23 protein-coding genes are annotated in these 21705 nt (G+C 68.7%); 5 read left to right on the top strand and 18 right to left on the bottom strand.

From position 1 onward, the window contains the following. Nucleotides 1-70 precede the first annotated feature (70 nt). From SOM35_RS09685 to SOM35_RS09620, 14 genes are all read right to left on the bottom strand, one after another. A complete protein-coding gene (locus tag SOM35_RS09685; RefSeq protein WP_320515230.1) occupies nucleotides 71-1273 on the bottom strand; it encodes a sensor histidine kinase in 1203 nt (400 codons plus the stop codon). Next, nucleotides 1266-1904 carry a response regulator transcription factor gene (locus tag SOM35_RS09680; RefSeq protein WP_239539739.1) on the bottom strand — a complete coding sequence of 213 codons (639 nt, stop codon included), beginning with the start codon at nucleotides 1902-1904 and terminating at the stop codon, nucleotides 1266-1268. The genes SOM35_RS09685 and SOM35_RS09680 overlap by 8 nt, the downstream gene beginning before the upstream one ends. Before the next feature lie 75 nt (nucleotides 1905-1979). Beyond that, a complete protein-coding gene (locus SOM35_RS09675; RefSeq protein WP_320515229.1) occupies nucleotides 1980-2516 on the bottom strand; it encodes a hypothetical protein in 537 nt (178 codons plus the stop codon). A 47-nt stretch (nucleotides 2517-2563) separates the two neighbouring features. Then, nucleotides 2564-3034, bottom strand: coding sequence for a hypothetical protein (locus SOM35_RS09670; RefSeq protein ID WP_320515228.1), 471 nt, complete (start codon nucleotides 3032-3034; stop codon nucleotides 2564-2566). A 59-nt stretch (nucleotides 3035-3093) separates the two neighbouring features. Then, nucleotides 3094-3501, bottom strand: a complete 408-nt coding sequence (locus SOM35_RS09665) for a hypothetical protein (protein WP_320515227.1) — start codon at nucleotides 3499-3501, stop codon at nucleotides 3094-3096. Between the two features lie 225 nt (nucleotides 3502-3726). Further along, nucleotides 3727-4374: a hypothetical protein gene (locus tag SOM35_RS09660; protein ID WP_320515226.1), complete on the bottom strand. Its 648-nt coding sequence runs from the start codon at nucleotides 4372-4374 to the stop codon at nucleotides 3727-3729. 304 nt (nucleotides 4375-4678) lie between these two features. Then, on the bottom strand, nucleotides 4679-6277 hold the full coding sequence (locus SOM35_RS09655; protein WP_320515225.1) for a glycoside hydrolase family 32 protein: 1599 nt from the start codon (nucleotides 6275-6277) through the stop codon (nucleotides 4679-4681). Then, complete coding sequence (locus tag SOM35_RS09650; protein ID WP_320515224.1) at nucleotides 6267-6626, bottom strand: Sec-independent protein translocase family protein; 360 nt, start codon at nucleotides 6624-6626, stop codon at nucleotides 6267-6269. Before SOM35_RS09650 ends, SOM35_RS09655 begins: the two co-directional genes overlap by 11 nt. A gap of 32 nt (nucleotides 6627-6658) precedes the next feature. Continuing rightward, on the bottom strand, nucleotides 6659-6868 hold the full coding sequence (locus SOM35_RS09645) for a twin-arginine translocase TatA/TatE family subunit (protein WP_320515223.1): 210 nt from the start codon (nucleotides 6866-6868) through the stop codon (nucleotides 6659-6661). 143 nt (nucleotides 6869-7011) lie between these two features. Continuing rightward, nucleotides 7012-7917: a carbohydrate kinase family protein gene (locus SOM35_RS09640; RefSeq protein ID WP_320515222.1), complete on the bottom strand. Its 906-nt coding sequence runs from the start codon at nucleotides 7915-7917 to the stop codon at nucleotides 7012-7014. Continuing rightward, nucleotides 7914-9305 carry a glycoside hydrolase family 32 protein gene (locus SOM35_RS09635; protein ID WP_320515221.1) on the bottom strand — a complete coding sequence of 464 codons (1392 nt, stop codon included), beginning with the start codon at nucleotides 9303-9305 and terminating at the stop codon, nucleotides 7914-7916. Before SOM35_RS09635 ends, SOM35_RS09640 begins: the two co-directional genes overlap by 4 nt. Further along, entirely contained in the window at nucleotides 9302-10210 is a 909-nt protein-coding gene (locus SOM35_RS09630; RefSeq protein ID WP_111076285.1) for a carbohydrate ABC transporter permease, read from the bottom strand. The genes SOM35_RS09635 and SOM35_RS09630 overlap by 4 nt, the downstream gene beginning before the upstream one ends. Then, nucleotides 10207-11151 (bottom strand): carbohydrate ABC transporter permease, encoded by a 945-nt coding sequence (locus SOM35_RS09625; protein WP_320515220.1) that lies wholly within the window; start codon nucleotides 11149-11151, stop codon nucleotides 10207-10209. The genes SOM35_RS09630 and SOM35_RS09625 overlap by 4 nt, the downstream gene beginning before the upstream one ends. Continuing rightward, a complete protein-coding gene (locus SOM35_RS09620) occupies nucleotides 11148-12557 on the bottom strand; it encodes an ABC transporter substrate-binding protein (protein WP_111076283.1) in 1410 nt (469 codons plus the stop codon). Before SOM35_RS09620 ends, SOM35_RS09625 begins: the two co-directional genes overlap by 4 nt. Nucleotides 12558-12690: 133 nt before the next feature. On the opposite strand from SOM35_RS09620, the gene SOM35_RS09615 reads away from it, so the two are divergent. Together SOM35_RS09615 and SOM35_RS09610 are read left to right on the top strand one after the other, a co-directional pair. Then, entirely contained in the window at nucleotides 12691-13734 is a 1044-nt protein-coding gene (locus SOM35_RS09615; protein WP_253465780.1) for a LacI family DNA-binding transcriptional regulator, read from the top strand. Then, nucleotides 13735-15207: a glycoside hydrolase family 32 protein gene (locus SOM35_RS09610; RefSeq protein WP_320515219.1), complete on the top strand. Its 1473-nt coding sequence runs from the start codon at nucleotides 13735-13737 to the stop codon at nucleotides 15205-15207. Between the two features lie 45 nt (nucleotides 15208-15252). On the opposite strand, the gene SOM35_RS09605 is transcribed toward SOM35_RS09610, so the two are convergent. Both SOM35_RS09605 and SOM35_RS09600 read right to left on the bottom strand, forming a co-directional pair. Next, a complete protein-coding gene (locus SOM35_RS09605; protein WP_320515218.1) occupies nucleotides 15253-17040 on the bottom strand; it encodes a VWA domain-containing protein in 1788 nt (595 codons plus the stop codon). Beyond that, nucleotides 17037-17972, bottom strand: a complete 936-nt coding sequence (locus tag SOM35_RS09600) for a magnesium chelatase ATPase subunit I (RefSeq protein ID WP_320515217.1) — start codon at nucleotides 17970-17972, stop codon at nucleotides 17037-17039. Before SOM35_RS09600 ends, SOM35_RS09605 begins: the two co-directional genes overlap by 4 nt. Nucleotides 17973-18020: 48 nt before the next feature. Here SOM35_RS09600 and SOM35_RS09595 point away from each other — a divergent pair, with 48 nt between their 5' ends. Both SOM35_RS09595 and SOM35_RS09590 read left to right on the top strand, forming a co-directional pair. Further along, entirely contained in the window at nucleotides 18021-19007 is a 987-nt protein-coding gene (locus SOM35_RS09595) for a CobW family GTP-binding protein (RefSeq protein ID WP_320515216.1), read from the top strand. A 521-nt stretch (nucleotides 19008-19528) separates the two neighbouring features. Further along, on the top strand, nucleotides 19529-19936 hold the full coding sequence (locus SOM35_RS09590) for a hypothetical protein (protein ID WP_320515215.1): 408 nt from the start codon (nucleotides 19529-19531) through the stop codon (nucleotides 19934-19936). A 51-nt stretch (nucleotides 19937-19987) separates the two neighbouring features. Here SOM35_RS09590 and SOM35_RS09585 read toward each other — a convergent pair whose 3' ends face one another. Together SOM35_RS09585 and SOM35_RS09580 are read right to left on the bottom strand one after the other, a co-directional pair. Beyond that, nucleotides 19988-20500 (bottom strand): P-loop nucleotide/nucleoside kinase family protein, encoded by a 513-nt coding sequence (locus tag SOM35_RS09585; RefSeq protein ID WP_320515214.1) that lies wholly within the window; start codon nucleotides 20498-20500, stop codon nucleotides 19988-19990. A 129-nt stretch (nucleotides 20501-20629) separates the two neighbouring features. Continuing rightward, nucleotides 20630-21283, bottom strand: a complete 654-nt coding sequence (locus SOM35_RS09580) for a hypothetical protein (protein WP_320515213.1) — start codon at nucleotides 21281-21283, stop codon at nucleotides 20630-20632. Nucleotides 21284-21397: 114 nt separating this feature from the next. On the opposite strand from SOM35_RS09580, the gene SOM35_RS09575 reads away from it, so the two are divergent. Beyond that, nucleotides 21398-21705: hypothetical protein (locus SOM35_RS09575; protein ID WP_320515212.1), on the top strand; the 308-nt coding region annotated here is incomplete at its 3' end.

The following is a 21705-nucleotide window of genomic DNA, read 5'->3' as shown; positions in this document are numbered from 1 at the left end:
CCGATGGCCGATCGGCCATCCGGGTCCGTCGACCGGAGGACCCGGGTCGGGCCGCTCCCGGGGGGCTCCGTCAGGGCTTCCGGGCCGCCGAGACGTGCGCGACCGGCAGCCGCAGGTGCAGCGCGAACCCGTCGTCGGGCTGCGGTCCGGACTGCATGCTGCCGCCGAGCAGCGACGCCCGCTCCCCCAGCCCGATCAGCCCGAGGCCGGACCCGGGCAGCTCCAGGCGGTCCGACCGGGCCGGGCCGTTGACGACGTCGACCAGGACCTCGTCGCCGTGCAGCCGGCCACTCACCCGGACCAGGGCGCCGGGGGCGTGCTTGCGGGCGTTGGTCAGGCCCTCCTGCACGAACCGGTACACGGCACGCTGCAGCGGCTGCTCGAGGGTGTCGGGCAGGTCCACGTCGCAGCGGGTGTCGAGGCCGCTCTCGGCGACCAGTCGGGGCAGGTCGGCGAGCACCGGTTGCGGAGCGATCTGCCGGTCGGTCCCACCGGAGGCGCGCAGCACCTGGACCATGCCGCGCAGCTCCTGCAGGGTCACGACGCACAGCTGCCGGATCGTCCGGGCGAACCCGCGCTCGGCCTCGTCGCGTCCGGCCATCTGCATCGCCCCGGCCTGCACGGCGATCAGGGTGACCTGGTGGGCGACGACGTCGTGCATCTCCCGCGCCAGCAGTGCCCGCTCCCGCGAGAGTGCGACGGCTGCGGCCTGGCGGCGTTCGTCCTCCCGGGCCAGACGCGCCGCGGTCAGTTGTTCGGTCAGCAGCAGGCGGGTCCGGACGAGCAGCCCCACCGCGAGCGGCCCGAGGGCGAACAGCAGCGCGTAGACCACGGAGACGACGATCTCCGCCGGGGCCTGCGCCGGCCCGACGAACCCGCTGAACCCCACGAACTGCACCAGCGCCGCCAGGAGCATGAGCCAGCGGCGGTCCGTGCGCTCCCCCAGCGTGAACAGCGCGATGCTGCCCGCGACCACCGCGGAACCGACGAACAGCGCGGGAACCGTCAGGGCGAACGCCAGCACCGGGAAGCGCCGGCGGATCAGCAGTCCGGCCGCGGCGAGCAGCGAGAGCACCGTGTCGACGGTCGTCGCTCCCGAGATGTCGAGGACCGCGTCGGCGACCGCAGCCGCGACGAAGAGCAGGTCGACCAGCCACCAGGGTGCCCGGTGGGTGCGCACCCAGCGCAGGGCGACCTCGACGAGGTGGTCGAGCCTCCCGTCCGTCGCCGCGAGCACCCGACCGACGCGGGCCAGACGGGGACGCTCAGCCATCCAGCAGTCCTGCCTCGGCCGCACGCAGTGCGAGCTGGACCCGTGTCGGGACGGCGAACGCGGCGAGGAGGGCGCGGACGTCCTCCTTCACGGTGCCCGTGCTGACGCCGAGGCGCTGGCCGATGTCCGGGTTGCTCGCGCCGTCGGCGATCAGCCGGAGGACCGCACGCTCGCGGTCCGACAGGGACGGCGGTGGGGTCGCGGCCGAGGACCGGGCCGCGAAGAGCGACCGGCGGTCCACCCCCGGCGCCAGGACGACTCCCCCGCGGGCCAGCACGCGGATGTACTCGGCGAGCCCCTCGGGGTCGGTGTCCTTGAGCAGGAAGCCGGCGGCGCCGAGGTCCATCGCACGGCCGACGTACTCGTCCGTGTCGAACGTCGTGAGCATCGCGACCGCCGGGGGCTCCGGGAGGGTCTGCAGCTGACGGAGGACCTCGAGCCCGTCGATCCGCGGCATCCGCACGTCGAGCAGCACCACGTCGGGAGCGTGCTCACGGACCACCTGCACGGCGTCGACGTCACCCGTGGTGGCGACCACGTCGATGTCCGGCGCGGCACCCAGGATGAGTTCGAAGCCGTACCGGACGAGCGTCTCGTCATCGACGATCACGACGGTGGTCACGGCGGTCATCTTGGCATGCGGGGGCGGCGATGCGACGGGAGCGGTCGAACCGCCCTCATGCGGCCCCAGTCTTCTGGGTCGTCCTCAACCGAGGGGTCTCCCACTGACTCGAGCGGCGAGGCGGCCGTGTGACCGCAGAACGACGACGAAGGACACGACCCCGAGGAGCAGCTCCACAACCCACACCGCGACGTTGACACCGGTCCGACCGCCGCTGAAGCCGACAGCGAAGGCGGCGAAGGGCTCGAGCACGAACAGCGCGGGAAGTCCGAGGGCGAGCCACCATGTCAGGAATCGACGACTGAGCGTCGCGAGCAAGCCCGTTACACCTCCGACTACGGCACCTGCGGAGAAGAACAGAACGTAGTTGGAAAGAACGTGGATCGACAGCGAATGATTGACCAGCTCGAGGAGGCTGTAGAACGCAGCAAGACTGACGACGGCCAACACGGCGCCGATCAAAGCTCCGGCCAGCGGATTGCGGACGCTACGACCACCGGCGAAAGGTACGACCAGCCATGGAGCAGCAAGGTTACCGATCACGTATCGAAAGGGATTCGTACCGTCCCCCTTGATGACTTCGAAGAGCACCCCGACGAGTACCGCGGCAAGGAAGAGCATCAGCAACCTGATGATGAGGAACAGAGCCGTTCCTGGTCGAGATCCACTCATACCGCGCTTGCACAATTCTTCTCGTTGAATTCTTTCACTGCGGCTTCGTCATGACCGGCAATTGCTGCGCGTACCGCATCGAGCAGTTGCTTCGTGTTCTCATCCGAACCCGACCCACCAAGCCGTAACCGAGTGATTTGTTGCAGCGCGGCCGCCGCACGCGCGTCGAAGGCATCCGTTCCCGAGGTTGCATCCTTCGTCGTCCAGGAACAGAACCAGTAGAACTGCGCATCATTCGTCGCTGCGCCCACCTGGTAGTACTGCGGTGCCCCGTCCGGCCCCTTTGCGCTCTCAGGACTTGCTGGCCAGCGCGCACCATCCGCGAGTACCAGCGCTGCCGCCGCCTGCCGGTACTCCTTGTTGGCCTGCGTTGCTGTGACCCAGCTTCCCGACGGGTGCGATGTGGGCACCCCCTGAGCGCAACCAGTTGCTGCCCCCAGCACCACGAGGGCGCAGGCGGCGAGCATGCTTCGTCGAAGCATCATGAACCCCCGAGTCATGCTCGCCACCCCCGCGTCTCGATCGATCAGTAGATCTCGGAGCCCGAGAAGTTGTAACCACCGCACGAGGAGTTGCACGTACTGTTCTGACGGTAGTCGTTCTGGAAGACCGTACCGGCGAGAACGTCATCGACGAGGGTCTTCGTGCCGGCGCTGTTCAGCGTGACCGTGTCACTGAACACCTTGCTGTTCTTCGAGTTCACCAGACGCCACTGGATGCCCTTCGCAGGCACCGAATTCAGGTTGAGGTAGATCTTCGTACCGGATTTCGCGACCGAGCGGGTGGTGCTCGACTTGTACCAAGCGCCGCCTTCGTACACCGTCCCCGAAACGCTGTGCGAGTCCGATGCTTGCGCGGCCATCGGTGCGGCGAACACTGCCCCCGCGACGACCGCCAGAGTAGTCAATGTCATGCCGAGCTTACGGAACTTCATGAGTGCCTCATTTCCCCGGAGGACCCCATGTCCCCCCGGCAAAAACCTAGAGGGAACCTCAGCGTCAATGGAATACTTCCTGACCGTGTCTGAGGAGACCTTCATTGTCGAAGTTGCGCGATCGAGGAGTTGAAATCCTGAGCGCAAAAATCGTCCTGCGGGCTCGACAATGAGGCTGACACCGTGCACTGTTCATCCGACGTCAGGACAGCCGCGGCGTGAAGGTCACGACGCCACCGGCGTCATCTCGGCGTAGAAGTCCTTCGCCGTGATCTGCGTCCCGTCGTTCGACGCAGCCGCGTTGCGCTGGTACTCCAGGTCGAGGACGTCGGACGGGTCGGTCACCGAGTAGGCGCACCAGCCCTCGCCGGACTGCCCCTGCTCGACCTTCGTCAGCGCCGGGTAGCCCGCGGCCTTCATCGCGTCCTCGACCACCGAGGTCGTGCCCTGGGACGTGTACGACTCCGTGCTGCCGTGGGCCTGCACGCGGATCGCCAGGCAGTCCATCGTCGAGTAGTACTTGTCCCCGGCGGTCACGGCGACGTGGACCAGGACCTGCTCGTTGTCGTCCCGGTCCGCGAGCCCCGACTGTGCCGAGGTCCACGGGAAGTTCCGCACGACCTTGTCGGCCTGCACGGTGTGGCCCATCTGGTCGTCGGTGATCTTGTCCGACGTGACGTCGACCACACCCGACGCTGCGGCCTCGCTGGTCGGCGTCGGGGTCGGCGTCTGCTGTTCCGCGGCCTGGCTCTGCGACGGCTTCGCCGCGGCCTTGCTCGGCGCGGAGTCCGCCGACTGCGACGAGCAGCCGGCGAGTGCGACGGTCACGACCGTGATCCCGACGACGGTGGTGAAGATGTGCTTGATCGACATGGTGTCCCCTCAGGTACTGCGCCGAGGGAACAGCTCCGCTCCCCCAGCGGTCGCCCCGGCTTCTGGTGAAGGCAGCCGAGACCACTCATGACCGCACGCCCCACCGTGCACCTCGGTCGCCTTCGCAGGTCGGTCACGGAACCGGGGTGGTTCAACGCTACCGCCCAGCGCGGGGCGAGGAGTACAGGCTCGTCCTCGCGCGCAGGGGTCGGTCGTCCTGCCTTCACGACTGGCTGCCGACGGACCGTGACCAGCAGCGCCTCCGGCCGGTGGGCACCGGTCAGGTGCCCACCGGCCGTCCGCGTCAGTCGCCGTACTCGCGGACGACGATGTCGGAGAAGGTGGCCGCGCCGCCGACGGAGTACAGCGAGATGCCGGTGTCCCCGGAGTCGAAGTCCACCTGGTTCGACAAGACGACGGAGCCGGCATCGACGAACACTTCGACGCTCTGCGTGTCGACGAGGATGCGGAGGTGGACCGCCTGGGTCGCAGCAGGGACGGGAGCGACTGCACGGGTGTACGGGGCGAGTGCGAAACCGGCGCGATCGGAGGCCGCCCGGTCGACGTAGAGATCGCTGCCGGTCTTGCCGATGTCCGTGTGTCGGGTCCCGTCGGCCGAACGACCGACGGAGACGCCGACGTCGGTGGCGTCGGTCCATGCGACGTCGAGCTCGATCTCGTAGGCCCGTGCGTTGTACGGCAGGACAGCGGAACCGTCGACGGACCGGCTCCCGATCGGGACGGTGCCGGTCGCTGCGTTCCGGAGTGCGGCGATGGGCGCGCTGAGGAGGCTGTACCGACCGTCCGACTGCTTCTGCAGCGTGATCTCACGGACGATCGAGTTCTGACCGTTGTAGCCGTCGGAAGTGTCGGTCGGGACCTGTCGGTTGGCGTACTTCCAGTTGTTCATCCAGCCGATGCCGTACCGCTTCGTGGTCGGTGCCTCGTTCGCCGGCCACGTGACCGCGGCGTACCAGTCCCAGCCCCAGTCGAGCCACTGCGGCGTGAGGTCGTCAGCGGTGAAGAACGTCCCGTCCCAGGAGCCGGTCCAGTACGCGGAGGTGCACGGCAGTCCCTCGTTGTACGCGTCCATGCTGCCGCTGAAGACCCAGTGGGTGGTGCCGTCGTCAGCGGTGATCTGGAACAGGTCGGGGCACTCGATGCCGCCGAGGTCGTGGTCGGGGTAGTCGAAGTTGCGCTGCAGGGTCCAGTCGATGAGGTTCTTCGACGTGTAGAACGCCGCGTACCGCTGCCTGCCGATCACGCAGACCCACTCGTTGCGGGCGTCGTCCCAGGCGACCTTGGGGTCGCGGAACCACTCGGCGTTCGAGATCTCCGCATCGGTGGTCGCTGCGCGTCCGTCGTTGTTGACGATGACCGGCTCCGGTCGGGCAGTGAAGGTGAAGCCGCCGTCGGTGGACCAGAAGAGGTACTGCTCCTGGTACTTGCGGACGCCTCCTGTCGGTCGAGTGGCGAGGGCGATGACCGCACCGGCGCCGTACCCGGCGGTGTCGTCGGTGTCGATCAGGGTGCAACCGGTCCAGGTGGGGAGGTCGGTCTCGAGCGGGATGACGGTGCCTTCGAAGGTGAAGTCGACGCCGTCGGTCGTGGAGACGTGGTCCCAGCCGCCGTCACCGTTGTCGACGTCGGAGTGCAGGTAGTACAGCTGGTACGCACCGCGGGTGAACACGGGACGCTGCGGATCGGACAACCATCCCGCCGGTGGGGTCATGTGGTACTTCGCCCGGAACGAGACGGCAGCCGCCGATGCTGCAGACGTCGACGCGGGAAGGGCCGCGGCGGATGCTCGCGCTGCCCCCGCTGGGCCGGCTGTTGCGAACAGTGCCAACGCACCGATGCCCGCCCCCTGGAAGAGCGCGCGTCGTTGGAATTCAGATGTCATGGTCAACTCCGGTTCGAGGTCGGGCTTGCATCGGTCGGGCTTGCATCGGTCGGGTCTGCACCGGACGGTCTGGGGCGGTCGGCGGCTCGGGGCGGTCGGCCGGAGGAGGTACCGGGGACTGCGTGAGTGCGTCGCGGATGATCCGGCGCGGGTCGTAGCGACGGGGATCGAGCTCGGACCAGTCGATGTCGACGCCGGTCTCTTCTTCGATCTGCGCCTTCGTGGTGTCTGCCCAGGTGCGCAGCTGACGGAGGAAGCCCGTCAGCCGCCGGGTGTCGGAGGCGAGACGGTGCGGTCCGAGGCAGAACGCCGCGATGACGGCGATGACGAGCAACTTGTCGACGTCCACGATCAGGTCCCGTCACGCACGGTGGGAGGAGGTCATTCGGTCGGGTTCGTCGACGTCGGGGCAGCGGGGGCGGTGCCGTCGACCACGGGCTTCCCGCTGCCGTCAGCGTGGATCTCGTTGCGGAAGATGTTCAGCGACTGGCCGATCCCCTTGGCGAGCGCGGGCAGCTTCGTCGCGCCGAAGAGGAGGACGACGATGCCGAGGATGACGAGCAGGTGGATTCCGGTGAGGTTGCCGAGCATGGGGTTGTCCTTTGCGAGATGGGAGCGGTGCAGTCGAGGCCAGGAGCCAGACGGGGCTGGCGATGACGATCGTGAGCGTGATCTGGAGTCAGAGGGCGAAGGCGCCGCTGAGGACCGGGAAGTCCAGTTGGGCGGGGCGGTCATCAGCGGATCTCGAGGGCGGCGGAGAACAGGTCGTCCCTGGTCGGCAGATCGGCGCCACGCCGGGCGACGGTGATCGCCGCGGCACGCGTACTGAGGCGGCCGAGCTCGCGGAGGCTGTCTCGGCTGATCGGGCCGACAGCGGCGCCGCGCGTCTGGAGCTGCCAGATGAGCGTCGCCATGTAGCTGTCCCCGGCCCCGACGGTGTCGACGACGTCGACGCGTTCGCCGGGGACGGCCACCCGCTCGGTCGCGGTCGTCACGATCGAGCCCGCGGCACCCGTGGTGAGGGCGGCGAACTCGACGCCGATCTCGAGGAGACGATCGAGCACGGCGTCCGCACCCAACCCCGGGTAGAGCCAGCCGGCGTCTTCATCGGAGAGCTTCACGACGTCGGCGACCGCTGCGAGTCGTTCGAACGTGCGACGTCCGTCGGCCGGTCTGCCGAGGAGCGCAGGACGGATGTTCGGGTCGAAGGAGACGGTTCCGCCTTCGGCCGCCGTGCGCCGGGCGAGTTCGGACACCTTGCCGGCCCCCGGCTCGAGGAAGGCGCCGATCGATCCGACGTGCAACCACCGCGGGGTCCGCGGCAGGTCCGGCAGGTCCCACTCGATGTCGAACTCGTAGGTCGGTTGGCCGTCAGGAGCCAGCCGGACGACCGCGGACGACGTCCGCGTCGCACCGAACGCGTCGTCGACGACCTGGACGCCGGACGCTCGGAGGTGATCGGCGATGCGGTGTCCGCGCGCGTCGTCCCCGAGCCACGTCGCGAACTCGACCGGCGTGCCGAGCCGCGCCAGTCCGAGTGCGACGTTCGCGGGGCTCCCACCGGGCACTTCCCGGGTCCGCTCGTCGTGCACGACGTCGACCAGCGACTCGCCCGCGACGGTGATCGGGTACCCGGTCATCTCGTACCGACCACGGTGACGGCGGCGCTCGCCAGCTCCCAGACGAGTGCCCCAGCAGGTGCTTCCACCGTCCACGGCGGTGCTTGCTCGGGGTAGACGCGTGTGGTGACGGCGTGGCCGGCGCTGGTGAACACCTCGACGACGGATCCGTCCAACAGCACCCGGACCGCGGGCCGCTCCGCCGAGCGATCGAACGGTGCTCGGACCACCGCCGGAGTCGGATCGGCACGGTCGTCACGGCTGGCCTGCGCGCGATCGACGGTGAGGGTGTCGGTGTCCAGGTCGACGCGGATGGCCAGGTACTCGGTCTCCGAGAACCGCACCAGGACGCTCCCGGTGACCGGTACCGGGAGCACGATCTCCACCTGTGCCCCGATCGTCGCTCCGTGTCCCGGCTGTGGTCCGCCGGCTCGGAGGGACTCGAGCGCGGGATGGGGCTCGCTGCGGAGCCGGCCGTCCTCGAGCCATGTCCTCCGGGGCACGGAGATGGCGCCGGACCAGCCGACCTGCTCGGTCCACTCGTCGGTCCGCCCCTCGGTGATCCACCCGAAGAGCACGGCCCCCCAGGATCCGGTCCGCATCACCGATGCTGCGTAGAAGTGCTGCCCCTCGTCGACCCGGTCGAGGTGCCGCGGACCTGCCAGCGGCATCGCGATCACGTCGCCCGGTCCCGCCGCGTGTGACCAGGACGCCACGATGGCGACCTCGGTGCCGTCGACCGGGAGGATCTGCGGACACTCCCACCCTTCGCCGGTGTCGATGCCGTCGACGGTGGTGCGGGGCATCGCCAGCAGATCGCCGACGGACGTCCAGGTGATGCCGTCGGCAGACCGGTACTGACGAACGGAAGCGGTCTGGTCCGCCGATGCCGCTCCGACCGCCATCGACCAGCCGTTCTCGTCCTGCCAGACGAACGGATCACGGAACATCGTGATCCCCTCGTCGGCCGACGGATCGGCGACGACCTGGACCGGCGGGCCGAAGGTGTTGCCGCCATCGGTGGATTCGGCGAGGAGCACCGACTGGAACGGACTGTCGTCGACCTTGCCCGAGTAGTAGGCGCGCACGGTGCCCTCGTGGAGCACGGTGTTGCCGGACCACGCGCCTCCCGAGTCGCTCCCGCCCGGGACGGGGACGATGGCGGGTCGGTGCAGCGTCCAGTGCACGAGGTCGTCGCTGGTGGCGTGCCCCCACTCCACCGGGACGTCGAGGTCGACGCGGGGTCGGGACTGGAAGTACAGGTGCGCCTGTCCGTCGATGTCGATGGGCCCGTTGGGGTCGTTGACGTACCCGCGGGGGAGCCTGACGTGGAACTGCGGGAGGTGGTGATCGGCAGCGGTGGTGTCGGCATCGCGGAGTTCCGGGTGGCCGGTGACGGTGTCGGTCATCGGGAGGATCCAGCCGTGACGCCCTCGATGAAGTAGCGCTGCGCGAAGACGAAGAGCAGGACACTCGGGATCATCGTCAGCACGACGCCGGCCAGGACGACGGAGATCGACCCGGTCCCGAGGTTGCCCTGCAGACCGACCAAGCCGAGCGGCAGGGTGAAGGAGTCCTGCTGGTTGAGGAAGATCAACGGCCGGTAGTACTCGGCCCAGAAACCGGAGAAGTTCAGGATCGCGAGCGTCGCGATCGCCGGACTCGCCATCCGCGAGTAGACGTGCCAGAACACGCCGAACTGACTCGCCCCGTCGATCCGTGCCGCTTCGCCGAGCTCCTTCGGCATCTGCATGAAGTACTGCCGCATCAGGAAGGTGCCGAACGCGCTGCCGAGGGCGGGAACGATCAGGGACGCGATCGACCCGGTCAGGCCGACGTCCTTGAGGATGACGAAGACGGGGATGATGATCGTCTGGATCGGCACCATCATCGTGGCGAGGAAGATCCCGAAGATCGTGTTCTTGCCGGGGAAGCTGATCATCGCGAACGCGTAGCCCGACAGGGTGCAGGTGATGGTCTGGCCGACGACGATGAGCAGTGTGACGACGACGCTGTTGACGAAGAACTGTCCGATCGGGATCTGGTTGAACACCGCGGCGTAGTTGCTGAAGTCCCAGGACAGCGGGAGCCACTGCGGCGGGTTGTTGAACGACTCCGCTGGTGTCCGGAGGGACGTGGTCAGGGTCCAGAGCAGCGGCCCGAGGGCGAACACCGCGGCGACGATCAGGATGACCATCCCGATGACGCTCCCGACGGTGGCGGCAGGACGCCGGCGCCGGACGATGTGGTCGATGCTCGGCTGTGCCACCGTCTCCGGGCTGTGCAGCGGGTTGAGGGTGTCGGTGGTCGTCATTGGTAGAACACCAGCTTTCGTGCGGCGATGAACTGGACGGCGGTGATGATGCCGATGATGACCAGCAGGAGGATCGCGATGGCCGAGGCGAACCCGAACTGCAGGTTCTGGAACCCGGCCTGGTACATCGAGATCGTGGCCGTCGTCGTCGCGGTACCGGGCCCGCCCTTGGTCATGATGAACGGCTGATCGAACAGCTGCATCGCGTTGATCATCGCGATGACGGTCGCGAACAGGATCGTGGGGCTGATCAACGGGACCTTGATCTGGAACAGCGATCGCCAGGGGCCGGCGCCGTCGATGGAGGCCGCTTCCTGGACGTCCACCGGCACCGCCAGCAGTGCGGCGACGAAGAGCACGAAGGTGAACCCGACCTGTTGCCAGACCACGACCATCACGATCGTGACCTTCGCCCAGAAGGGGTCGTTCAACCAGTGCGCCCCCGGGAGGCCGATCTCGTTGAGGTAGTAGTTGATGAGGCCGAACTTCGTGTCGAAGATGTAGCCCATGAAGATCGACACGGCGGCGGTCGATGCCAGGAGTGGCAGGTAGAACGACGTGCGGAAGAACACGCGGGTGGCGTTGCGCTTCCGGTTGTTCGCCAGCACGGCCAGCAGGAGTCCGAGCGAGATCTGCAGGACGACGATGGCGAGGGCGAGTCCGATGGTGACTCCGAAGGACGCCAGGACCGGCCCGTCCGTGAAGAGTCGGACGTAGTTGTCGAACCCGACCCACTTGGGGCTGCTGATGACGTCCCAGGAGGTGAAGGACAGTCCGAGCGAGGCCAGGATCGGGATGAGGGTGAACACGGCGACGAAGACCACCGCGAGCCCGATCATGAGGAAGCCGAAGGTGGATTCCCGCCGACGGGCACGTCTGGCCGCTGGCCGACGGGCGGCCGTCGCGGCCCGCCGGGTGCGTGTTCCGGTCGCTGCGGTCACGACGACGCCTGCGCAGCAGCCTTCTCGATGTCAGCCTGCAGGCCGTCGAGAGCCTTCTTCGCGTTGCCGGAGGAGATCGCCTGCGTGGTGCGCTGGTTGAGCGCCGTCGCGAGGGCGTTGTAGTACGGCGGTGCCGAGATGGGTGCCGAGTTGTCGAGCTGGTCGTAGAACACCGACCAGTGCTCCGGCCCCGTCGTGGAGTAGCGTTCCGCGGTCATCAGCGACTTCTGCGCCGGGGTGGTCACGTTGCCCGGCCACAGCGAATCGAAGCTCTCCGGCTGCACCATCAGCTTGATGACCTCGAAGGCCAGGTCCTTCTGCTTCGACGAGTTGAAGATGCCGTACCCACCGGCGCCGAAGAGCGACTTGTTGCTCTTCCACGTGGGGAACTGCACGACGTCGAAGCTGCCGTCCTTCATGCCCGCGTTGTGGAGCCCACCGGCCCAGAAGCCGCCGCCGATGGTCATGCCGATCCGACCGGAGGCCATCAGCCCCTGCAGGGTGGCACCACCGCCGACATCGGGCGAGGGCGATGCGCCGGACTTCTGCAGGTCGATGACGTACTGCAGCGCCTCGATGGCCGCGTCCGAGTTGGCGGTGGGGTCGCCCCACTTCCATCCGCCCTTGCGGCCGGCGACACCGATCGGGTTGTCGGAGAACGCCTTGCTCTTCCAGAGCCAGTCGCCGCCGGAGTACTTGCCCTCCTCGAGCAGGTTCCCGTCGTTGGCGTAAAGGAACGAGGTCCAACTCCCCCAGAGCCGCACCACCCAGTCGAAGGCGTAGGTACCGCCACCGACCTTCGCGAGGCGATCGGCCGAGGAGTGGAAGTCGTCCATGGTCCAGTCGGCCGCGGGGCGCGCGAGGCCGGCCTTGTCGAACAGGTCGGTCGAGTAGAACATGCTGCCGGCGTTGAAGCTGTCCGGCAGCGTGTAGAGGTGTCCCTGGTACATCGTCGACTCGAGCAGCACCGGGTGTGCGCCGGTGAAGTACTCGTGCAGGTCCGACAGGTTCTTCGTGACGTACTCGTCGAGCGGCGTGAGCAGGTTCTTCGACGCCAGGAGCTGTTGCCCCTCGGTGGCGACACTGACGATGTCCGGGACGTCGCCCGAGGCGATCTGGGTGAGCACCTTGGCGAGGAAGTCGTTCCAGTCGGTGCCGTTGATCGCGGTCACCTCGAGGCTGGCCTTCTTGTCCAGGCGCTTGATCTTCGGCTCGATCGCCTTCTGCAGTGCACTGGCGGCGCTCTGCTCGCCGAAGTAGAGCATCTTCACGGTCCCCGATCCGCTGCCCCCTCCGCCGCTGGTCGAGCAGGCAGCCAGCGAGCCGATGCCGGCCAGCGCGAGCCCGGCTCCGCCGAACTTGAACAGCGTGCGCCGGTCGATCGGTGTACTGAATCCGTTCGTCACGGTCGCTCCTCTCTGAGCGATGATGGCCCCGATGACCGGGTGCCAATACGTATTTGTGGCGAGCGTACACACCGGCAACGGTCGACGCAATACGTATTTGCTCTGGCATGATGAGGGTGATGAAGGAGGGTCGATGGCGAGCCGCCAACGCACGACGCAGCCGCACCGCGTCACGATGAAGGACGTCGCACGTCACGCAGGCGTGTCACAACCGACCGTGTCGTTCGTGCTGAACGACCGCAGGGACGTGTCCATCGCTGCGGACACCCGAGCCCGGGTGCTCGAGGCGGCGAAGGAGCTGAACTTCCAACCGAACCGCGCGGCGCAGTCGCTGCGTTCGAACAGGTCGTACACGGTCGGGGTCATCGCCGACCGACTCGTCGCCCAGCCGTACGCCGGCCACATCGTGCTCGGTGTGCAGCAGGCGGTCCAGGAGGCCGGCTACGTCTGCTTCGTGGTCGAGACCGCGCAGACCACGGACGGCGGCAAGGCAGCGGTCGAGAACCTCGTCCAGCAGGGCGTCGCCGGGCTCATCTACGCGGCACCCGGTCCGGAGTACGTCACACCGGTGGACGGCCTCGAGCGCGTCCGGACCGTCTACGTCAACTGCTTCCCGTCCGGCGACGCACCCGCCGTCACCGTGCTGGCCGACGAGTTCCAGGGCGGGTACGACGTGGCCGCCGCCGTCTTCGCGGCAGGACACACCGACATCGCATTCCTCGGGGGCCCCGAGGACGACTACGCCTGCCGGGAGCGCAAGCGCGGACTCGAGCGGGCCGCGGCCGACGCGGACGTCTCGGCCGACAGCATCCGCGTCGCGTTCGGCACGTTCCAGGTGGGCTCCGGTTACGACCTGGCGATGGAGGTCCTGACGACCATCCGTCCGACGGCGATCATCTGTGGCAACGACCGCATGGCCGTCGGTGCCCTGATGGCCGCGCAGTCACTCGGCATGCGGTGCCCCGAGGACATCAGCATCGTCGGCTTCGACGACCAGCCGGACCTCGCCGACCAGATGCACCCGCCGTTGACCACCGTCGCACTCCCGCACCAGCAGATGGGCTACGACGCCGGAACGCTGCTCCTCGCGGCGACGGAGCAGCCCGGCCGACACCTCGTCCCCTGCGACTACGTGCCCCGCAGCTCGCTCGCATCCCCACGACCCGAAGGAACCTAGGTGACCGTCCACCGCAGCACCCACTTCCAGCCGCCGAACGGCTTCGTCGGGGACGTGATCCCCTTCGAGCACGAGGGCACGGCATGGCTGTTCTACCTGCTCGACGAGCGACCCGACGCTCCCCCGCTCGAGCGGAGCACGGGGATGCCGTGGGGCGCCGTGACCACGACCGACTTCGTCGACTTCGAGGACCGCGGCGTGGTGCTCCCGTCCGGCGGACCGGAGGCCAGCGACTTCGACTGCTACACGGGGAGCGTCGTCCAGGACGAGACCGGAGCGCTGCACCTCTTCTACACGGGCCACAACCCGCGCATCACGATCGAGGCGGACAGTGGGCCGAAGGACGCGCAGGTGGTCTGTCACGCGACCTCCGACGGCGACCTCACCGACTGGACGAAGCACCCCGACTGGGACTTCCCCGCACTCGCCGGCTACTCCCCCGAAGACTGGCGAGACCCCTTCGTGTTCCGGCCGGCCGCCGACCGGCCCTGGCAGATGCTGCTCGCGACACGGCGGCGGGCTGACCCCTACCGACGGTCCGGGCTCGTCGCTCGACTCGAGTCGGACGACCTGGTCACGTGGCGCGACGCCGAACCGCTCTGGGAACCACACCGCTTCATCACCCAGGAGTGCCCCGACGTGTTCCAGTGGGGCGAGTGGTGGTACCTCGTGTACTCGGAGTTCTCCGATGCGTTCTGCACCCGGTACCGCATCGCGACGTCCCCGGACGGGCCGTGGCTCGCCCCGACGGACGACACCGTCGACGGACGCGCCTTCTACGCAGCGAAGACGGTCGCGCTCGGCGACGACCGGTACTTCGTCGGCTGGATCGCGACGAAGGACGGCTACCGCGACGAAGGAGCCTGGCAGTGGGCCGGCACCATGGCGACACTGCAGGCACACCAGCGCCCGGACGGTTCGCTCCGGTTCGACCTGCCGGACGCGGTGCAGGCCGCGTACCGGCACGAGTCGGACGTCACGGCGCAGCTCGAACCGGTGAACGGCGCCGACGGGACGGTCGGGAACGGTGCGACCACCCGGTACGCGTCGTGGGTCGGACCGGAACTCCCCGACGAAGCACTGGTCGTCGCCGACGTCGTCATCGAGCCCGGCACCGCCTCGCTCGGGCTGCTCCTGCGCACGAGTGACGACGGCGAGGAGGGGTACGCGCTCCGCCTCGAACCCGATCGGAACCGGGTCGTGTTCGACCGGTGGCCGCGCGGCAGCACCGGGACCGAGCAGTGGCAGATCCTCGGTGACGTGCCGCACGCCGTGGAACTGGAACGCCCTGTGGAGCTCGCTCCTGGAGCGCACCGGATCCAAGTGCACCTCGACGGCGACATCTGTGTCGCGGTCATCGACGGCTCCGTGGCGTTGAGCACGCGGCTCCACGACCGCAGGGCCGGCCGTCTGGGACTCTTCACCCAAGACGGCGCGATGACGCTCCAGCGCCTGGCGATCCGCACCCGCTGACCCCGGATCGCGGGCAGGACCGCGAGCCGGGAGGGCAGACGCCCTTCAGCCGCGTCCGTCCCCGAGCACCCGGACGCCAGCAGCGCGGAACGGCCCCGTGTCCCGCTCGAACCGGATCCCGGGAGGCACGCCCACGGGGAGCAGGGCGACGTCCGGCACGCGGGCGGTGACGTCGAGCAGCACCGCCCGGAGTTCGCCGACCGCCGCGGCCTCGCCGAGCACCGTTCCATCGAGTCCGACCGTGGGTCTGCCGTCGGAGACGACCACCAGCCGGCGACGAGCGGGCTCGTCGACGTCGAGCAGCTCCGCGGCGACCAGGAGCCCGTGCGCGAGCGGCGTCCCGCCACCCGTCCGTGCCCGGCCGATCCCCCACCGGGTGCGGTGCAGACTCGTCGCGCGGGTGACGACGATCTCCGCACGGTCACCGGCCGCCACGACGACGCTCACGGTGCCGCGTCGCGCGCAGACCGCGGCGGCCATGCGGTCAGCGGCGGAACCCGCCCGGTCGAGTCCCGCCCGCCCCAACGACGACGAGCCGTCGACGAGCACCACCGTGTGGGTCCCCCCTCGTCGCGCCCGGACGGCGGCACGCAGGTCGTCGCGGACGAGCGGGACCGGATCGGGTCGGCCCGTCGCGGTCTCGAGCGCCACCCGGACCGCCGCGCGTCGCAGGCTCGGCACCACGGCGATCCCACCCCGACCGCGGTCGAGCGCCACGTCACGCACGATCCGCCCGCGGTCGCCCGATCGGCTCGACGGCCCGTCTCGCCCACGCAGGTGCCGGTCGCTCCGCGTCGCCGGGCGGACGCGGATCGCGTGGTCGATCGTGACGCGGGTCGCCTCGACGGTGACCGCCAGGCCGGTGCGGTCACCGTCGAGCGGGCACTCCTGCGCCGTCGCCGTCGCGCCGGTCGCGTCGTCAGTACCGGTCGCGCTGTCACTGCCGGTCGGGTCTCCGTCCGGCCTGGAGGCGGTGCTCGCCTCCGCACCGCGGGACACGTCCGTGCTGCTGGTCGCCCGGTCATCGGCGCTGGCGTCGCCCTCGTCGGTCCCGTCCGCCTCGTCGCCGGGCCCCTCGTCCGTCGAGTCGGAGTCGCGCGCATCCGGTTCGCCGGTCGCGTCCGGGCGGTCAGAGCGCCCACTGCCCGTACCGTCCTCGTCGCCGGCACCGGTGTCCTGACCGCCTGCTGCCGTTCCGTCGCCGTCCTCGTCGTCGGCGGTCGCTGCGGGGTCTTCGGTCGCCGGTCCGCTCTGGATGCCGTCCGCCTCGTCCTCGACCGACGGGCCGGCCGCGTCGTCCCCACACTCGCCTTCCGCTCCCCCGGTCGGGTCCTCGGGTACGGCAGATCGGGAGCGCCGAGGCCCCGCGACGACCTCCGCGACGACGGCCAGCGGATCCGGGTGGCCGCCCTCTGCCAGCCCCAGGGCGAGACGCGATGCAGCCACGTCGAGCCCGTGGTCGCGGAGACCGGCCACGTCGAGGAGCCGGACGACCGCGCCGGACAGTTCGTCGAGCCTCCAGGCCGGTGCCCTGCATGATCTCGGTAGCGTGACGGCGCGTGGATGTGCGAACCGGAGGACGGCCGTACAGCGGCGGAGCAGCGCCGGTGCGACGTCGCGGGCGTCCCACGCCAGGGCGAGCACGCGCTCGCCCTGGACCGCCGCGAGCTGTTCGACGTCGACCGCCTCGGCGTGCGCGAAGCGGGCATCAGCTGCATCGGCGAGCTCGCGGAAGGCCTTCTCGGCGGTGTCCGCGTCGCCCGTGCAGAGGATCCCGAACCGGTCGCCGGCGAGCCATCGGTCGAGCACCGCCCGGTGCTGGTCGTCGGTCACGCGGCCCGTAGGCCGAGCACCCGGGCCGTCGCCAGCCGGACGCGCGCCGCAGGGGCTGTGGCACGTTCCGCCGGCTGGCGCGGGGTCCGGTGTCGGAGTGCCGGCACGGCTGCCATGGCGACGTCGGCGCCGGTGACGTCCGTCCGGCCGGCGAAGGCCGCGCCGGCGAGGGCGGTCCGCGTCATCACGAGGTCGGCTCGGTGGCCGATCGCGCCGGACTCGACGCAGACGTCGACGATCTGGCGCAGGATCCGCTCGGACACCTCGACCTCGTCGAGCAGCTCACGCGCCCGGACGATGCGTTCGCCCAGCCGGAGTTCCGCGTCGCGTGCGGCGGCGACGAACGCGGCCGGGTCGCGGTCGAAGCGGAGGCGTCGGCGGACGATCTCCAGGCGGACGTCGACGTCGGTGATGGTCGTGACCGCCGTCGCCAGGCCGAAACGGTCCTCGAGCTGCGGGCGCAACTCGCCCTCCTCGGGGTTCCCGCTGCCGACGAGCACGAACCGGGCCGGGTGGACGTGGCTGATGCCGTCGCGCTCCACCCGGTTCACCCCGGACGCGGCGACGTCGAGCAGCACGTCCACCAGCAGGTCGTCGAGCAGGTTCACCTCGTCGATGTAGAGGAAGCCGCCGTGCGCCTCACCGAGGACGCCCGGCGCGAAGGCGACCTCGCCGCGGAGGGCGCGATCGATGTCGAGCGACCCGAGCACCCGGTCCTCGCTGGCGCCGAGCGGCAGTTCCGCGATCGGCATCGGCACCCCCGCCGTGCGGAGCAGCGCCCCGAGGCCCCGCACGGTCGTCGTCTTCGCGGTGCCACGGTCACCGATCGCCAGGACACCGGCGATGCCCGGATCGACCGCGCAGAGCGCGAGGCAGCGCTTCAGCTCGTCCTGACCGAGGACCGCACTGAACGGGAAGACCACATCCGACATGCTTTGATGATAACTGTTCTCATCCACGAGGCGGAACGGAGGTCAGCCGTGAACCCACGCTCCACCGTGCCCGTCGTCGCGATCACCGGACCGCTCGGCGTCGGCAAGACGAGCCTGGTCAACGCACTGCTCCGCACGCCGGGCGCCCGCATCGGCGTCGTGGTGAACGACTTCGGCGCCGTGAACATCGACGCCGGACTGGTGGTCGGGCAGATCGACGAGGCGGCCTCGATCTCCGGCGGGTGCATCTGCTGCCTCGACGACACCAGCGGACTCGACGACGCCCTCGAACGCCTGACCGACGCACGACTCGCACTCGACGTCGTCCTGGTCGAAGCGAGCGGCGCAGCCGATCCCGCGGTGCTCTCGCGCCTCATCCGGTTCAGCTCGGCGCCCCGCGCCCGGTGGGGCGGACTCGTGGAGGTCGTCGACGCCGCCTGGTTCGCGCGGACGACCGAAGCGGAACGCCTCGGCGACGCCCGCTACCGGACGGCATCGCTCGTGGTGGCGAACAAGACCGACCGCACACCGGACGCCGACCGCGTCCTCCGCGCGCTCGGGGCCGTCGCCCCGCGGGCCGTCGTCGTCTCGGCCGTGCGCGGCGCGATCGACCCCACCGTGCTGTTCGACGTCGCGGAGCGGGCCGCATCGGACGAGCTCGACTTCTCGGGCCTGACGGAACCGGAGCACGTGCACCACCACGCCGAGGCCGTCACCCGCGAACTCCACGCCCCGGTGTCCGCGGACGCGCTCGTCGACCTGCTCGACACACCCGTTCCGGGCGTCGCGCGGATCAAGGGCATCGTCGACGTGCGGATCGGCAGCGCCAGTCGGCCGTACGTGGTGCACGTCGTCACCGGCACGGTCCACGTCGAACCGCTCGGGACCGCGTCCACAGCTCGGGCACTCGTCGCCATCGGGTACGGGTTCGACGCCGAGGCAGTCCGGGCGCGTTTCGAGTCGGTCGCCGTGGGCGAGCCTTCGTCGCCAGCGGGCGTGCGGCGGCTGCGGAGGCTGTTGCGGCTCAGCCGGTGAGAGCTGTTCTCGAACACCTACTTCAGACCGGACCAATGCGCGAAGTCGGAGTTCACGGCGCCGTACACGATCGAGGCGATGACCGGGTTGATCGCGAACGTCTTCAGCAAGTCGTCCCGGTGTCTTTGAACGTGAACGAGAAGTTTCCAGTGGACCCGAGCGCTGACACCGAGTCCAAATTGGTTCCGAGCGTCGGGATCTTGCCGAAAGGCTCCAGCATGCTGGTTCCGCCGTTGTGACCGTGACGCTCGAGGATCCATTCACCTTGCTGCGCCATGGTCGAGACCTTCCCGGTCATGTCCTCCACACCCGAAATGCACTTCTTCTCTGACTGCGAGCAGATGCCCCAGTACAGCGCGTTCTGAGTCGCGCTGAAGGTGACGTAACGAGGACCTGATGCCTCTCCCCCGGAATCAGTCTCAACTCGACAAAACCACCGTGCACAAGGGGATGAAAATGCGACAATGCACAGGTATCACGTGGTGGGCTCCGAATAGTAGTTCTTGACGTACGGTCGACCTATGGAGTGGGGCAAGCGTGCAACCGCGGGCGGCATACTGGCCGTGTTCCTAGCGGGGAGCGTGACGGCATGCTCCGTCACAGGATGCAGCGGAAGCCGCCAATCGACCGCCAGCGTGGCGATCGACGCCACTGCGTGGGTCGATGCGCACCCCGGACACGTCCTTTCGGTCTGTCTCGACGATGTTTGTGCCGATGCGGCAACGAAGAACACGGTCACCGCGCGGTCTTCCGAGCCGAACGGACACAAGTTCATGTTGACCGCCGCGGACACCACGACCAAGGCGGAAATCGGGAGGAAGTCGACGCGGCTGTTCGCTTCTCAGGACAAGACAGCTTGCGGTGACGTCACCTACCCGACCGGAACGATCCAGATCACCAGCAGAGGAGAGCTCAAGGTCCGCCGCTAAGGGCCCACGCCCCTCAGGAAACAATCGCTCGATGTTCCGATAGAGGATCCTCTACCGGGCGTCGAGTGCCAGGTAGTCGACGGCCTGGCGAACCGTCTCTTCGAGTGGGCGGATGCTGTCAACGACGAGTCGATCGTCCGTGCGCGGCTCGTACTCGTCGGCAGTGCGCTGTACCTCGTCCCACGTCGGCAAGGTGAACCCCGGAAGGTCGTTCGCACGCTGCTCCACGCGGCGACGGTGCTCGTCGACGTCCGCACACACGACCTCGATCACGCGCAGTGGTACCCCAGCGGCTTCCGCTGTCGACACCCATCCAGCCCGAGCGGGTTCCACACCGCTCACCGCGTCGGCGATGACCACCTGTCCTCGCCGCCGATTCGGCACCGCGATGGCATGCACGATCGAGTACGCGGCGATCCCAGACTGCCCCCGCGGAATCTGGTACTTCCACATCGCGCCCTCGATCGCATCAACGCGAAGCGTCAGCGAGGACGTCAACTCCGCGATCGCAGCAGACAGCGTCGACTTCCCTGCACCGGGAAGACCACAAACCTGAACCAGCATCGGCAACTCCTTCGTTGGACGTGGCTCACTGTCTATCGGTCGTGGACGCGCAGCACCAGCGAAGCGGATACCTCCGTCGGCTTCCGATGACGTGTCCGAATGCCGATCGGTTACCGGACGGTGGTCATCTCAGTCGAATTGGTCGAGCTGGTACGGCGCCGATGCGCCAGCATAGAAGATGACCTGGGCGTGCGGCCCGACGTCGCTCTGCAGGCGGCCGGCTGTTCGGAGTCCGAGGGCTCGGGTTCCAGCGTCGCCGAACGGCGTCTCGACTCGCTCGGTGAGGGCTCGCCAGTGGACAATTGCTTTGGCTGTTCCCTCCCGTGCGCGGGCAGCACGCGCCGATCTGACGTCGCGCTTCCCGTTGTGGAAGAACTCGACGTCGTTGCCTGGTCGTCCGTTCGGCAGTACAACGGCCGTCCCTGATTCGGTCAACGTGTCGATGCCGCTGCCTGCGCCGCACCAGACGTGGACGTCGTCGCCGAGTTCGAGCTGTACGCGACTCGCGAGGGTGAAGGACTCGACTCGGTGTGCTTCCAACAGCTCGGGGGACGCCGAGGTCGACGGGACTGAGCTCGACCCGTCACGATCGTCGAACACTTCTTGCCTCACCTGCTCGAAGATGTCGTTCCATGCCTGTAGGTCGTGCCGGAGTGACGCGCTTAGGCCGAGGTCCGTGGCCTCGGCAACTCCGGAGTGTTCTCTAGACCGCGACGCGCGGTACCACAGCGGGGAATCGTCGACCATGTACTCGGCCATCACGAGGATGATCATGCTCACCACTCGCACAGCGTACGACGGCGTCCGGCAAGGGATCGTCAACCGGGCTCGAGGTCGGGCAGTGTCGTCGACCGAAACCGAGTGCGGTCGGGTGCATGGCGAGGATAGATTGCCGCCATGAGCGAGTACCGGCAGCACCCCAGTCGGACGGCCGAATGGGCGGGATCTTCGCTTATGCCGACGCAATCGTCGTCCGACGCGGACACTGAAGTCTGGTTCGCGCTTCCCTCCGACTCTGGTGACGTGTTCTGGGAAGCGTTGAACGCAAAGACGATCGGGCCGGACCTGGTGCAGGTTCGTGCAGCACCCGCATGGGTGTACGGCGTCAACTACGACGACACAGTAGCCACCGTCAGATCCGCGGAAGGATCGCTCGTGGCAACGAGCGTCAGCGAGCACGGCAACCAGGCCACCTTCCGACTCTG

The organism is Curtobacterium sp. CFBP9011, from assembly GCF_034045095.1.
In the GTDB taxonomy this organism is placed as follows: domain Bacteria; phylum Actinomycetota; class Actinomycetes; order Actinomycetales; family Microbacteriaceae; genus Curtobacterium.
Note: the sequence above shows the minus strand (reverse complement) of the source record. Positions and strands in the feature narration are given on the sequence as shown.